Source organism: Streptomyces noursei (assembly GCF_016917755.1).
GTDB lineage: Bacteria > Actinomycetota > Actinomycetes > Streptomycetales > Streptomycetaceae > Streptomyces > Streptomyces yunnanensis.
Genome location: NZ_CP070326.1, coordinates 4148342 through 4162897, shown reverse-complemented (window position 1 = coordinate 4162897; position 14556 = coordinate 4148342). Strand labels below are relative to the sequence as shown.

At 73.4% G+C, this 14556-nt stretch carries 9 protein-coding genes; 6 read left to right on the top strand and 3 right to left on the bottom strand.

Annotated features, from left to right (window positions below):
* Positions 1-20 precede the first annotated feature (20 nt).
* A complete protein-coding gene (locus tag JNO44_RS18340) occupies positions 21-1322 on the bottom strand; it encodes an ABC transporter substrate-binding protein (protein WP_240167975.1) in 1302 nt (433 codons plus the stop codon).
* An 841-nt stretch (positions 1323-2163) separates the two neighbouring features.
* Complete coding sequence (locus tag JNO44_RS18335) at positions 2164-6069, bottom strand: FtsK/SpoIIIE domain-containing protein (protein WP_205370022.1); 3906 nt, start codon at positions 6067-6069, stop codon at positions 2164-2166.
* A 535-nt stretch (positions 6070-6604) separates the two neighbouring features.
* Here JNO44_RS18335 and JNO44_RS18330 point away from each other — a divergent pair.
* The 4 genes from JNO44_RS18330 to JNO44_RS18315 all read left to right on the top strand — a co-directional run bounded on the left by JNO44_RS18330 (position 6605) and on the right by JNO44_RS18315 (position 12237).
* The gene (locus JNO44_RS18330) at positions 6605-8230 is read left to right on the top strand and encodes a serine/threonine-protein kinase (RefSeq protein ID WP_205365305.1); all 1626 of its coding nucleotides are present in this window, start codon (positions 6605-6607) and stop codon (positions 8228-8230) included.
* 179 nt (positions 8231-8409) lie between these two features.
* Complete coding sequence (locus JNO44_RS18325) at positions 8410-9708, top strand: serine/threonine-protein kinase (RefSeq protein WP_205365304.1); 1299 nt, start codon at positions 8410-8412, stop codon at positions 9706-9708.
* Positions 9709-9865: 157 nt separating this feature from the next.
* The gene (gene prfB, locus JNO44_RS18320) at positions 9866-10972 is read left to right on the top strand and encodes a peptide chain release factor 2 (RefSeq protein ID WP_205365303.1); all 1107 of its coding nucleotides are present in this window, start codon (positions 9866-9868) and stop codon (positions 10970-10972) included.
* 335 nt (positions 10973-11307) lie between these two features.
* Positions 11308-12237 (top strand): hypothetical protein, encoded by a 930-nt coding sequence (locus tag JNO44_RS18315; RefSeq protein WP_205365302.1) that lies wholly within the window; start codon positions 11308-11310, stop codon positions 12235-12237.
* 141 nt (positions 12238-12378) lie between these two features.
* Here the strand turns inward: JNO44_RS18315 and JNO44_RS18310 are convergent, their stop codons facing one another.
* Positions 12379-12570 carry a hypothetical protein gene (locus tag JNO44_RS18310; RefSeq protein ID WP_039635971.1) on the bottom strand — a complete coding sequence of 64 codons (192 nt, stop codon included), beginning with the start codon at positions 12568-12570 and terminating at the stop codon, positions 12379-12381.
* Positions 12571-12937: 367 nt separating this feature from the next.
* Between JNO44_RS18310 and ftsE the strand changes: the two genes are divergently transcribed.
* Together ftsE and ftsX are read left to right on the top strand one after the other, a co-directional pair.
* The gene (ftsE, locus tag JNO44_RS18305; RefSeq protein WP_039635973.1) at positions 12938-13627 is read left to right on the top strand and encodes a cell division ATP-binding protein FtsE; all 690 of its coding nucleotides are present in this window, start codon (positions 12938-12940) and stop codon (positions 13625-13627) included.
* 9 nt (positions 13628-13636) lie between these two features.
* Positions 13637-14548, top strand: a complete 912-nt coding sequence (ftsX, locus tag JNO44_RS18300) for a permease-like cell division protein FtsX (protein ID WP_039635975.1) — start codon at positions 13637-13639, stop codon at positions 14546-14548.
* The last annotated feature ends 8 nt before the right edge of the window (positions 14549-14556 follow it).

The following is a 14556-nucleotide window of genomic DNA, read 5'->3' as shown; positions in this document are numbered from 1 at the left end:
CGGACCCCGACGCCCCGGACTCAGTGCTTGAACGCCTTGGCCGCGTCCTGCTCCAGCCGCTGCTGAACGCCCGCGACGTCCTTGGGGCTCTTCAGGAAGTCCTGCAGGTCCTTCCACTCGCCCTGCCCCGGCTTCCCCCCGAACGACGCCGGCGCCTGGTCGGACATGTCGAACCGGAAGTCGTCCCCCGCCGCGACCAACGCCTTGGCGATCTTCCGCATCACGTCGTCCGCGTACGCCGCCTGGTCCAGCTCCTTGTTGGGCGAGAGGAAACCGCCCGCCTGCGCCCAGATCTTCGCCGCGTCCGTCGACGCCAGGAACGTCAGCAGCGCCTGCGCCGCCCTGCCGTCCTTGAGCGCCACCGCCACGTCCCCACCGGTCACCACCGGCGACCTGGCCCCCACCGCAGGGAACGGGAACACCTTCGCGTCCGTCCCCACCTTCGCCTTCGTCTGCGCGATGTTCGCCGCCGCGAAATCGGCCGACGACACCATCGCCGCCTTCGGCGTGTCACCCCCGCTGAACGTCTGCGTCACCGACGTCGGGAAATCCGTCTGCAACGCCCCCGCATTGCCGCCCGCCAACAACTCCTTGCGGCCGAACAACTGCCCCAACGTGGTCAGCGCCCGCGTCACCGACGGATCCGTCCACTTCAGGTCGTGCTTCGCCAACTGGTCGTACTTCCGCGGCCCGGCCTGCGACAGATACACGTTCTCGAACCAGTCGGTCAGCGTCCACCCGTCCGACCCGCCCACCGACACCGGCTCCACACCCGACTCGGAAACCGTCTGCGCCGCCTTCAGGAACTCCGGCCACGTCTTCGGCTCGGAAACCCCGGCATTCTCGAAAACCTTCGCGTTGTACCAGACCAACGACTTGTTGCTGGCCTTGAAATACACCCCGTACTCGGTGCCCTTGTGCGCCCCGAGATCCCGCCAGCCCTTGCTGAAGTTCTTCGCCAACTGCGCCTTTGCGTCCGCCCCGAGCGGCTTGAGCCACCCTTTCTCCGCGAACTCGTTCAACACCCCGACCTGCTGCAGCAGCGCCACGTCCGGCGGCCCGCCACCGGCGATCTTGGACCCGATGAAACCGGCCATGTCGTCGCCGCTCGGCACGAAGTCGACCTTCGCCCCGGTGCGCTTCTCGAACTCCGCCAGCACCTTGGTGAAGTTGTCCCGCTCGGCCCCCGTCCAGACCGCCGTCACCTGCAGCCGCTGCCCGCTCAGCTTCGGCAGGGTCACCGTCGGCGCGGTACCCCCACCCCCGCCTCCCGTGCCCCCACTCCCACCACTCCCCCCACTCCCACTCCCGCACCCCGCCATCCCCAGCGCCACCACCGCGACACCGGCCACCACCCACACACCCCGCCGCGCCCTCCCGCCTCCGGTGCCGTTGCTGGCGCCGTTGCTGGTGCCCGTCCGCCCCATGCGGTCGACTCGTCCGCGCATCCCCGTAGCCCCTCCGTAGCCCTTGCCGCGGCTCCATGAACCCGTGCCCGCCGAGCGGTCCCCGTCCCGTGCGGGCCGCCTCCGTGCGAGTGCGCCGGTGCCGCGGCGCCGTCCCCTTCCGAACACGCCGACGCCACGCCGCCGTGCCGTACTGCCGTCGAGCGCCGTACTGCCGTACTGCCGTGCCGGGTACGTGACACCGAGTACGTGACTTCCGTGCCGAGTACGTGTGCGTGCTGTGGCGCCGTTCCGCGTCGCTGCGTGCCGAGTGCCGTGCTGCCGTACGGGGCGCGCTGCTGCCGATGCGCTGCTGCCGTACGTGGTGCCCTGGTGCCGGTGTGCTGAAGCCGTGCCCTGGTGCCGGTGCGGGGCGGTGCCCTGCATGATCCCGGTGCGGTGGTGCGGTGGTGCGGTGGTGCGGTGGTGCGGTGGTGCGGTGGTGCTCCGCCCGCTCCGTGCCCACGGCACGTGCGACAGTCCTACGCCCCCACCACCGGCTCCGCAATACCGCCACCCACGCCAACTCCCCTTTCGTGATGGGCCCGTTACGGCCGCCACGGGTTACGGCAGCCACGGGCCCACTGCCGCCATGGGCCCGCTACGGCCGCCGCGGGCCGACGGGTACGGCCGCCGCAGGTCGACGGGCCCGTCGACATCGCGCCCTCAGGCCGGCGGGGGCCCCGCCCCGTGGCGATGGCCCCCGCGTCTCACCTGCTCACACCAACGGTGGCCCGGCCGGCGCGCCCGAGGACTGGGCGGCCCGTTGCAGCGCGCTGGCCAGCAGTGCCAGGTCCGTCGGGCCGTTGCCCAGTTCGCGCAGCGGGCGCCGGGCCGGCGGGTCGCCCATCCGCGACCACTCCAGGGGCACCACGGTCGGCCGCAGCGTGGACGTACGGGGTATCCGCCCGGTCACCCGACCCGCCTGGAACGGCGTGGACGCGCCGTCCCCCGCGCGGTGCAGCCACCCGCGGCCGGGCGGCACCGGCTCGGAGCCGCCCGGCGTCGGCTCGGCCGGGTCGGTGGCGGCGCCCAACTGGATCCGCAGGGCGGCCCGTTCGGCGGTGGCGGTGCCTTCGGTGCGGTCCGGGTGGCCGGTGGCGGCTATCAGGTGCACGCCCAGTGCCACGCCGTCCCGGGCCACTGCCTCCAGGGCGCGCACCACGGAACCGGCGGCCGGGCGGCCCGTGCTGCCCAGGGCCGGGGAGACCAGGGCGTCGAAGTCGTCGACCAGGATGAAGAGGCGGGGCATCGGGGCGGCCGCCGGGGCTCCTGCCTGGGCCGGGGCTCCTGCCTGGTGGGCCGCCTGGTGGGCCGTCTGGGCCGTCTGAGGGGTCGGCGTCTCGTCGGGGCGGACGTGGTCCTGGGGTGGGGCGCCGCGGCGGGTGCGTAGGCGCAGGGTGCCCGTGGGGGAGTGGTCCGCGGGGCCGGCCGGGGTGCCGCTGCCTCCTTCCTTGTTTCGGCAACGATTACTGAGAGTAGTTTGTTCCTGGGATTGGTTACTCGTTGTGAAAGTGGGGGGTGGGGTGGAGGTGGTGGAGGAGAGAGACGAGGTGGATGAGGTGGGTGGGGCGTTGACGGTGTTGGGGGTGTGAGGGGAGGGGGCGTCGGGGTGGGGTGGTGTGGCGGGGGAGGCGCCGGACGCCATGGCGGCACGGGAGGTGTGAGAGGTGCTGGAGGGGTGGGAACCGCTGGACGTGCCGGAGGGGTGGGACGTGCTGGAGGACGTGGGGGTGCCTTCGGCGGAGCGGCGCGGAGCGATGATGCGCGGGGCCGGGAGGTGCTTGCTGCGCCACTCGGAGAAGGGGGTGCCGGCCAGTATTTCGGCGCGCCGCTTGAGTTCGGAGGAGAGCGCCTGGGCGAACTCCCGCATCCGCAGCGGGTCGGAGGCGGCCAGGTGCGTCGTGACGTGCGGCAGGTCGGTGCAGACCCGCAGGCCCTCGCCGCGCTCGGTGCCGGCGCCGTCCACCAGCACCAGCGACAGGCGGTCCGGACGGTCGGCGGCGGCCAGCGACGCGGCGAGGGACCGCAGCAGCTCGGTCTTGCCGGTGGCCGCCGCGCCCTCGACGAGCAGATGCGCGCCGTCGGCCGCGAGATCGGCGACCACGGGGCCGTGCGGCCCGGCGCCCAGTACTGCGGCGGCGTTGGGCCGGTCGGTGTCCTGTACCGCCGCCCAACGGGCCATCAGGGATGCGGGGGTGGCGCGGGCCAGCCCCAGTTCGTCCAGCAGGCGTGCCGACTCCGGCAGCGGTATGGCGGCGCGCGGTGCCGCCGGCCCCGGGCCGCCGCCCGCCTCGACCTCGCGCAGCGGCGCCAGCGCCCGGGCGAAACGCTCCGCCCAGGCGACCGAGACGGCGTCCACGGTCGCGACCGTGCCGTTCGGCCCCGAGCCCGGCTGGACCACCCGCAGGGCCGTGGCGACATCGCCGCTGAGCACCGCCACCGCCCCGCACTCGCCGAACGCCGGCGAGGCGACCCGCGCCGCCTCGTACGTCGCGGCCAGCGGGAAGGCGGGGGAGGCGGCCGGAGTCTCGGCCAGGCAGAGCACGTGAATGCCGGCCGCCGCGCCGCCCGCCGCGAGCCGCGCGGTGGTCTCGCGCAGCGCGGACGAGCCGGGGTCGCCGTCCACGATCAGCAGGGTGTACGGCCCCTGGTGGCGGGCGGCGGCGGAGGCCACCTCGGCGCGCTCGGCGCTGGGCCAGCCGGGGCCCAGGGGGCCGTCGTCCAGCCGTCGCACCAGCTCGGCCGTACGGGCCGCGGCCTGCTCCTTGTCGTAGGCGAGCAGCAGCCGGCAGTCCTGGCCGCGGGTCGGGCGGACGTGCGGCAGCCAGCCCAGCCAGGACCAGTCGGCCACCCGCTCCTCCAGGGTGTGCGCCCGGTCGGTGCTGACCAGCACGACCTCCAGCGTCCCGGGGGAGTGCAGCGCGACCAGTTGGGCGGTGGCGGACCGGGCCAGCCCGACGAGCCGTCCGCGCGGCCCGGCCAGCCCGAGGGCGCCGGCCCGGCGCAGCTCGACGGAGACGGGTGCGACGGACCGGCCGCCGTCCCGCTCGGCCGTGCCCAGGCGGACGGTGAGCGCGTCCGGGTGCTCCGGGCCGCGCTCCCAGAGCCGGGGGCCCGGGCCGAGCGCGGTGAGCAGGATCGCGGCGGCGTCCGGCCAGCGTTCGTCGGTGGGCGGACCGGCGGGGGCGCTGCCGGCGGGTGCGCGGGACGCGCCGTCGACCGGGGCGGGGGCGTCGTCGTAGGTGTCGTACGCGTCGTTCGGGGTCGGGTCCGACGGCTCCGTCACGGGGCGTCCGCCGGCCAGCCGCCGCGCCCAGGCGCCGATGCCGCCGCGGCGGCCCGCCTTACGGGTCATCGATTCGGCCGGGGCCAGCGACTGTTGTCCGCCGTGGGTCTGCCCGCCCGTGGGCGGGGCGCCGTGGCCGGACAGCGCTTCGTGTCCGTGCGCGGTCGTCGCGTCGTGGCCGGCCGCCCGGGGCCCGTGTTGCGCCGCGTATTCCGCTCCGGGGTGTCCCGGTGTGTGTGCGGTGTGCGGGGGGTGGCCGGGGGGCGAGCCGGGTGCCTCGGCGCTGGTTGCTGCGGTGCCGGCTGTGCCCGGCCGGTGGGCGGTGGGGTCGGGGGCGGGCTCCGGGAAGGGTGTGGCGGGGGCGGCGGGCGGGAACAGGCCGTCCGCCGCCGGGCCGCCCGGGCCCCGGGTCGGGATTCCGGGCGTGCCGGGGTCTCCCTCGGGGCCGGTCGCCGTGCCGTGGGGCGCCCCGGTGGCCGGGGCGGGAACGCCGCGCAGCGGGGTGTCCCGGCGGCGGCCGGGCCCGTCGCCGGACGTGGTCTCCGCGCCGGGCGCCCATCGGACGGCCGGCGGCGGGGTGCCGTCGGCCCCCGCGGTGGTGGGGGCCGGGCCGGCGTACAGGGCGCCGGACGTGGTCGCCCCGCTGGCCGTCGCTCCGGGGGCGATCCGCCCGGAGGCGACCCGGAGGTGGCCCTCCCCGTCGGGGGTGGCGCTCAGGGCCGGGTCCGGGGTGCGCGGCGGGGACTGGAGGCGGAGCGCCGATTCGCCGATGCGCAGCAGGGCGCCGGGCGGCAGGGGGACGGCGAGGTCGCCGAGCTCGGTGCCGTCGACGAGGGTGCCGTTGGTGGAGCGCAGGTCGGCGATGTACACCGAGCCGTCGGGCTCGACGGTGACGGCGCAGTGCAGGCGGGAGACGTCCGGGTCGTCCAGGGGGACGTCGGCGTCGGCGGAGCGGCCGATGCGGACCTGGCCGCCGTGCAGGAGGTGGACGCCGCCGGCGTCGGGGCCGGAGACGACGCGGAGCCGGGCGGAGCCGTGGGGCAGGCCGTGTGCGGGGGCCGGGCCGGGGCCCTGGAGGGAGAGCACCGCGCCGTCGATCAGCGGCGGCTCGCCGAGCGCCGCGCGCTGCGGGTCGAGCCGTTCGGTGCCGGCGTAGAGCACGACGGGGGCGCTGCTGCCGCCGGTGCCGACGTCCGCGCCGGAGCCCGCCACGGCCGCCGCGAGCGAGCCGGCGACCGTCGCCAGGGCGGTCCCGGCGGGGGCCGTCACGAGGACGTCGCAGGCCCGTGTGGTGTGGCCGCTGCGCGGCCCGAGGACGGTCAGCCGGATCTGCATCGCCGTCAACGGTCCCTTCTGCCGGGTATCCGGCCGGGGCTCCGCTCGCTCCCCCACCGCACCCCGGGCACGTCGGCACGGACATGTCCCATGCACGTCGCGACAGTGACCGCGCGCCCCTACCGCGTGCGTGCTGGGATGCATCCTCGCACCTGCCGCTGACAACACGCCCGCCGACCGCCCATTAATGATCTTGATTGGTCGGCGCCCGGCGGAAAACTGCCTGCTTGCACGCACCGAACCGGCCGTTTTCGATCAACGGGTGCCGGGGAAGCGGTCAGGGGCGGACGGCACCCGGACCGCTGACGCGGGTTCCGGTCGTGTTGACGCGAAGGTCCCCTGCCCTTGTGTGGAGCGGCCCCGGAGGCGTCCGGAATCCGGGCAACCAACGGCTCGGAACGCGCGTCTTCCCGAGGAACCCCGCCCCGTCCGGCGCACCGAAATGTTTGTGCGACGGCACTACAGTGGGGCGACGGGCCGCGGGCTGACCCAGCGGGCCAGGCAAGGATCCACCACGAACCAGGGAGCGCATGACGTGCGGCCGGTAGGCAGCAAGTACCTGCTTGAGGAGCCTCTGGGGCGCGGCGCCACGGGCACCGTCTGGCGTGCCCGCCAGAGGGAGACGGCGGGTGCCGAGGCGGCCGTCCCCGGGGAGCCCGGCGAGACGGTCGCGATCAAGGTCCTCAAGGAGGAGCTGGCGTCCGACGCGGACGTGGTGATGCGCTTCCTGCGCGAGCGCTCGGTCCTGCTGCGGCTGACCCACCCCAACATCGTCCGGACCCGCGACCTGGTCGTCGAGGGCGACCTGCTGGCGCTCGTCATGGACCTGGTCGACGGCCCCGACCTGCACCGCTACCTGCGCGACAACGGCCCGTTCAGCCCGGTGGCGGCGGCGCTGCTCACCGCGCAGATCGCCGACGCGCTGGCCGCCAGCCACGCCGACGGCGTCGTCCACCGCGACCTCAAGCCCGCCAACGTCCTGCTCGCCGGCTCCGACGGCGCCGAGCAGATGCACCCGATGCTGACCGACTTCGGCATCGCCCGGCTCGCCGACTCCCCGGGGCTGACCCGTACGCACGAGTTCGTCGGCACCCCCGCCTATGTGGCGCCGGAGTCCGCCGAGGGCCGTCCGCAGACCTCCGCCGTGGACATCTACGGCGCCGGCATCCTGCTCTACGAGCTGCTCACCGGCCGCCCGCCGTTCGCCGGGGCGACCGCCCTGGAGGTGCTGCACCGGCACCTCGCCGAGGAGCCGCAGCGCCCCGCCTCGGTTCCCGAACCGCTGTGGACGGTCGTCGAGCGCTGCCTGCGCAAGCGTCCCGAGGAGCGCCCCAGCGCCGAGAACCTCGCGCGCGGGCTGCGCACCGTCGCCGCCGGCATCGGCGCGCACGCCACCCCGCAGCAGGCCGAGGCGGCGCTGGGCGTCGCCGCGCTGCTCGCCCCCGACCCGGAGCCGGCCACGGTCCCGGGCACCGAGGGCTCCCAGGGGACGGACGCCGCGGCCCCCACCCAGGTGCTGCCGACCAACGCGCCCTCCCCCTACGACCCGGGCGCACCGACCAGCGTGCTGCCCTCCACGGGTGCCCCGGGGCAGGGGCCGGCCCCGACGCGGGCCATGCCGCCGGTGCCCCCGATGCCGGCCGCCGCGCCCATGGCCGGTCCGCCGGAGCCCGAGGGTCCGCACCCGTGGCAGTCCCAGCTGCGGGCCGCCCGGGACCGCAACGAGCAGACCCAGGTGCAGTACCTGGACCCGCAGGACGACCCGCTGCGCCGCCGTCCGCAGCGCCGCCCGGCGCCCGCCCAGGCCCCGCAGCAGCCCCCGTACGGCGGCCAGCAGGCCGGCTACGCCCCGCAGCGGCCGCCGGCCCCGCAGCGCCGCCAGGAGCCGCCGCCGCAGCGCTATGAGCCGGCCCCGCCGCCCGCCCGGGAGCCCCGCCCCCGGCGCGAGCCGCGGCCGCGCAGCGCCAACCCGATGCGGATCCCGGGTCTGGGCTGCCTGAAGGGCTGTCTCTTCACGGTGCTGCTGCTGTTCGTGGCGGCCTGGTTGATCTGGGAGTTCACCCCGCTCCAGGAGTGGATCGGGACGACCAAGGGCTTCTTCCAGCAGATCGGGGACGTCTTCGCCAGCGTGCAGCACTTCGTACAGAAGATCGGCGGCTGACGGTCCGTACGGACCGGATGTCGACGGCATCGTCTATTTGTCGACATCCGGCCGGTGAATTCCCGTACAGAAGTGACGGTTGCCGCCATTGGGGGCACTGAACCCTCTGGCGCCCGCGTAGCTTTGACGCCAACCTCAGCCCCCGAGGACGCCCGGGGGCCCGACACGTCGGAGCAGTCTTGGCACGGAAGATCGGCAGCCGGTACACCGCCCACCAGATCCTGGGGCGCGGCAGTGCCGGCACGGTATGGCTGGGCGAGGGCCCCGAAGGGGCCGTGGCCATCAAGCTGTTGCGTGAGGACCTCGCCTCCGACCAGGAGCTCGTCGGCCGCTTCGTGCAGGAGCGGGCGGCACTGCTGAGTCTGGAGCACCCGCGCGTCGTCGGCGTCCGCGACCTCGTCGTCGACGGCGCCGACCTCGCGCTCGTCATGGACCTGGTCCGCGGCACCGACCTGCGCACCCGTCTGGAGCGCGAGCGGCGGCTCGCCCCGGAGGCCGCGGTCGCCATCGCCGCCGACGTCGCCGACGGCCTCGTCGCCGCGCACGCCGCGCGGATCGTGCACCGCGACGTCAAGCCGGAGAACGTCCTGCTGGACATGCAGGGGCCGCTCGGCCCCGGTGGCGCGCACCCCGCGTTGCTCACCGACTTCGGCATCGCGCGCCTGGTGGACTCCCCCCGCAGGACCCTCTCCCAGCCGCAGGGCGGGGGGTCCACCCTCTCGCTCCGCTCCGCGAAGGTCATCGGCACCCCCGACTACCTCGCCCCGGAGATCATCGAGGGCCTGCCGCCGCGCGCCTCCGTGGACGTCTATGCGCTGGCGACGGTCCTGTACGAGATGCTCGCCGGCTTCACGCCCTTCGGGGGCGGTCACCCCGGTGCGGTGCTGCGCCGCCACGTCACCGAGAGCGTCGCCCCGCTGCCCGGCATCCCGGACGAGCTGTGGCAGCTGCTCCTCCAGTGCCTGGCCAAGGCGCCCGCCTCCCGGCTGCGCGCCCCGGAGCTGGCCGCCCGACTGCGGGAGATCCTGCCCGGCCTAGCCGGCATCCCGCCGCTGGACATCGACGAGCCTGACGACGAGCAGCCGGCGGACGACCCGGAGGGCGCCCCCGCCGGGTCCCGCCAGGAGGCCCGCTATCCGGCGTCGGCACCCGAGGGCCCGCCGCGCGGCGCGGTCCCCCTGGTCCAGGGGGCGAAGCCGGACTCCAGCCGGGAGACGCACACCAGCATGCGGGTCCCCGGGCCGGACGAGCTGGCCGGCGGCGCGCACGGCACGGCTCGCGCCCCGCGGGCCGCGGGGGAGCGCCGGGCGGGCTCGGCCCGGCACCGCTCCTCCCCGGAGGCGGTGCGCCGCCGTCGGATCAAGGTGGGCGTGGTGGCCGCCGTGGTCGTGGTGGCGGGCGCGATCGGCGGCCTGCTGGCCTCGGGCGGCGGTGACGAGCCGGGCGGTGCCCGGCCGGGCGTGCACCATCCGCGATAGGGCCTGTGACCTGCGCCTAAGGGTGTCGGGGCCTGCGCGGGCACCTCGGCGCGGGCCCCGGCGGGCGGCTCGCGCGCCCCGTTTTCATCCGGCCCGGCCAGGACGGGCAGGGGACACGCCGGGACAGATTGTCGGTGGCAGCCGTTAGGCTGGGTGCGTGGCAGTCGTCGATGTATCCGAAGAGCTGAAGTCCCTCTCCTCGACCATGGGGTCGATCGAGGCCGTCCTGGACCTCGACAAGATGAGGGCCGATGTCGCCGTGCTTGAGGAGCAGGCCGCGGAGCCGTCCCTGTGGGACGACCCGGCGAACGCGCAGAAGATCACCAGCCAGCTGTCCTACCTCCAGGGCCAGCTGCGTCGGGCCGAGGCGCTGCGCGGTCGTGTCGACGACCTTGAGGTGCTCTTCGAGCTCGCCGAGGCCGAGGGCGACGAGGAGACCCGCGCCGAGGCCGAGCGGGAGCTGATCGACGTCCGCAAGGCGGTGGACGAGATGGAGGTCCGCACCCTGCTGTCCGGCGAGTACGACGCCCGCGAGGCCGTGGTGAGCGTCCGTGCCGAGGCCGGCGGCGTGGACGCCGCGGACTTCGCCGAGAAGCTCCAGCGGATGTACCTGCGCTGGGCCGAGCGGCACGGCTACAAGACCGAGCTGTACGAGACCTCGTACGCAGAAGAGGCCGGCATCAAGTCGACCACCTTCGCCGTCCAGGTGCCCTACGCCTACGGCACGCTCTCGGTGGAGCAGGGCACGCACCGCCTGGTGCGCATCTCGCCGTTCGACAACCAGGGCCGCCGTCAGACGTCCTTCGCGGGCGTCGAGGTGCTGCCGGTCGTCGAGCAGACCGACCACATCGAGATCGACGAGAGCGATCTGCGGGTGGATGTCTACCGCTCCTCCGGCCCCGGTGGCCAGGGCGTCAACACCACCGACTCCGCGGTCCGGTTGACGCACATCCCCACCGGCATCGTCGTCTCCTGCCAGAACGAGCGCTCGCAGATCCAGAACAAGGCCACCGCCATGAACGTCCTCCAGGCGAAGCTGCTGGAGCGGCGCCGCCAGGAGGAGCGGGCCAAGATGGACGCCCTCAAGGGCGACGGCGGCAACTCCTGGGGCAACCAGATGCGTTCGTACGTCCTGCACCCGTACCAGATGGTCAAGGACCTGCGGACGGAGTTCGAGGTCGGCAACCCGCAGGCCGTGCTGGACGGGGACATCGACGGTTTCCTGGAGGCCGGCATCCGCTGGCGCAAGCAGCAGGAGAAGTAACCGCGGACGCAAGCGGACAAACGCCTTCAGAAGGTTCGGACAACTGCCTCCCCAAGGGGGGCAGTTGTTTTTTGCGGTGGCGGTTAGGTCACAGTCGTACGTCCATGTATCGCCCAACTCATGGCAATTCGGTCATCAAGCCTTTATTCGGCCTTGACGATGTTCCGAGAACTGGGAAGGCTGAGCGCGGCATGCGTGTGTCATGGGGCGCGTGTAGGAACGGGGAGGCGAACGGCCCGCCGGCAGTGCCGGGCCGTGGTGTGCACACCCCCATCGGTCGTTGCCCCGTGCGGCGGTGCTCCAATGACGAGTTCAGCTACTGGGGGTAGCAGTACATGACGAAGAAGACGCGGCTGCGCGTGGCGCGCATTGCGGCCGGTGCGGTGATTGCGGCCGGTGCGTCGCTCACCGCGGCCGGTGCGGCATCCGCCGCCGGCACGGACGGCACGCCGGCGAAGCAGAGTGACGGCATCATCGGCGGCATTATCGGTGGCATCTTCGGCGGCGGCGACAGCACCGGCGGCGACAGCACCGGTGGCCAGACGACCGGCGGCCAGACGACCGGCGGCGACAGCACCGGCGGTGAGATCGGCAGCCAGACCTCCGGCGGCCAGACCTCCGGTGGCGAGATCGGCGGCACCGGAGGCGAGACCTCCGGTGGTCAGACCTCCGGCGGTCAGACCACGGGTGGCGAGACCACCGGTGGCCAGAACTCCGGTGGCCAGACCACGGGTGGCGAGACCACCGGTGGCCAGAACTCCGGCGGTCAGACCACGGGTGGCGAGACCACCGGTGGCGAGACCTCTGGTGGCCAGAACTCTGGCGGTCAGACCACGGGTGGCGAGACCACCGGTGGCCAGAACTCCGGTGGCCAGACTTCCGGTGGTCAGACCTCCGGCGGCCAGACCGGCGGCAGCAGCACCGGCGGCAGCAGCACCGGTGGTCACTCCGGTGGCAGCACCGGCGGCAGCCACTCCGGTGGCACCAGCACGGGCGGCACCACCACCGGCGGCGACAGCACCGGTACCGGTACCGACAACGAGGGCTCCAAGCCGATCGAGCAGCCCGGCCAGGGCAAGGAGCAGGTCATCGACACCCCGGGCCAGGCCAAGCAGCAGGCCAAGGGTGGTCAGCAGCTGGCGGAGACCGGTTCGTCCGGCACCACCGTCCTGCTGATCGGTGCCGCCACGATGATCGCCGGCGGTGTGGGCTTCCGGGTCCTGCCGCGCCTGATCAACAAGAGCGGCGGCGCGGCGGCTGCCTGACGCTGACGCGGCACACGACGAGGGGCCCGGGACGCATGCGTCCCGGGCCCCTCGGGCGTCCGCGGGTGATGGTGGGCGGTCCGGGCACCCTGCGCGGCGGGATCGTCACTCTGCGGCGCCGCGGGGCGGGCCCGGCGCGTTTCAGACGGCCTGGCGGAGCAGCACCGCGACCGCGAGCAGCGCGATCAGCAGGGCCGCCAGCACCACGGGATTGAGCTGGCCGAAAAAGCCCGCTTGCCGCTGGAGCCGTTCCCTGCTGGCCCGGCACACAGGGCAGCGGCCCTCGCTCACAGGGGCCGCGCAGTTGGCGCACACCAATCGGTCGTACGTCATGCGACCTCCTTACTTACCGCATCAACGCACCGGGCGGCGCATTGGTTCCCTCTACCACTGTGCCAGTTCCGCCGCCGGACGGCGCGCCCCGGGGTTCGCCCCCTCTTTCCGGCCCGGCAGCGCCTTTCCCGCCTACCCGGCGGGGTCCCTCGCTCCCACCCGGCAGTCCCTTTCCTCCCACCGGGCAGCCCCTTTCTTGCCCACCCGCCCGGCATTGTGTGCTTTTTGTCCCGTAGGCACCGTGAAGAACCACACCAACCTCCCCCGCCGGCTGGGCCCCCACACCAGGTTCGCGTAGGGTCACGCACACCGACGGGAGCCGTGACCGGCAACCCGTGCCCCTATCCAGGTCGACCGTGGTGCATCTGTGATCCGATTCGACAACGTCTCCAAGACCTACCCGAAGCAGAACCGCCCCGCCCTCAGGGACGTCTCCCTGGAGATCGAGCGCGGCGAGTTCGTCTTCCTGGTGGGATCCTCGGGCTCCGGTAAGTCCACCTTCCTGCGGCTGCTCCTGCGTGAGGAGCGCGCCAGCCATGGCGCCGTGCACGTACTGGGGAAGGATCTGGCCAAGCTGTCCAACTGGAAGGTGCCGCAGATGCGCCGCCAGGTGGGCACGGTCTTCCAGGACTTCCGGTTGCTCCCCAACAAGACTGTGGGGCAGAACGTCGCCTTCGCCCTGGAAGTCATCGGCAGGCCGCGCGGGCAGATCCGCAAGACGGTGCCCGAAGTCCTCGAACTCGTCGGCCTCGGCGGCAAGGAGGACCGCATGCCGGGCGAGCTCTCCGGTGGCGAGCAGCAGCGCGTCGCCATCGCGCGGGCCTTCGTCAACCGCCCGTTGCTGCTCATCGCCGACGAGCCCACCGGCAACCTCGACCCGCAGACCTCCGTCGGCATCATGAAGCTGCTGGACCGGATCAACCGCACCGGGACGACGGTGGTCATGGCCACCCACGACCAGCAGATCGTCGACCAGATGCGCAAGCGGGTCATGGAACTCGAGAAGGGCCGGCTCGTACGCGACCAGTCGCGCGGCGTGTACGGCTACCAGCACTGAAAGGACGCCATGCGCGCCCAGTTCGTCCTGTCGGAGATCGGCGTCGGTCTCCGCCGAAATCTCACGATGACTTTCGCCGTCATCGTCTCGGTAGCCCTCTCGCTCGGCCTGTTCGGCGCCTCGCTGTTGATGCGCGACCAGGTCAACACGATGAAGGGGTACTGGTACGACAAGGTCAACGTCTCCATCTTCTTCTGCAACAAGAACGACGCCGAGACGGCCGCCAACTGCGCCAAGGGCGCGGCGACCGAGCAGCAGAAGAACGACATCCTGGCCGAGCTGCACCGGCTGCCGCTGGTGCAGAACGTGGAGCACGAGACCAGCGACCAGGCGTACAAGCACTACAAGGAGCAGTTCGGCGACACGCCCGTGGCCGGTCTGGTCACGCCCGACCAGCTGCCGGAGTCCTTCCGGGTCAAGCTCAAGGACCCGACCAAGTTCGACGTGATCAAGTCGGCGTTCTCCGAGCGCCCCGGCGTCGAGCAGGTCCAGGACCAACGGGACACCGTCGAACCGCTGTTCCGCCTCCTGGACGGCATGCGGTACGCGGCCCTGGGCGTCATGGGCCTGATGCTGGTGGTGGCGCTGATGCTGATCGTCAACACCGTGCGGGTCTCCGCGTTCAGCCGCCGCCGGGAGACCGGCATCATGCGGCTGGTGGGCGCCTCCAGCTTCTACATCCAGCTGCCGTTCATCATGGAGGCCGCGATCGCCGGCCTCATCGGTGCCGTGTTCGCCTGCGTCCTGCTCGTCGGCGGCAAGTACTTCATGATCAACCAGTGGCTGGCGAAGCAGATCCAGGTGGTCAACTTCATCGGCTGGGACGCCGTCCTGGCGGTGCTTCCGCTGGTCCTGCTCATCGGGTTGCTGATGCCCGCGCTCGCCGCGTTCTTCGCGCTGCGCAAGTACCTCAAGGTGTGAGCTTCGCC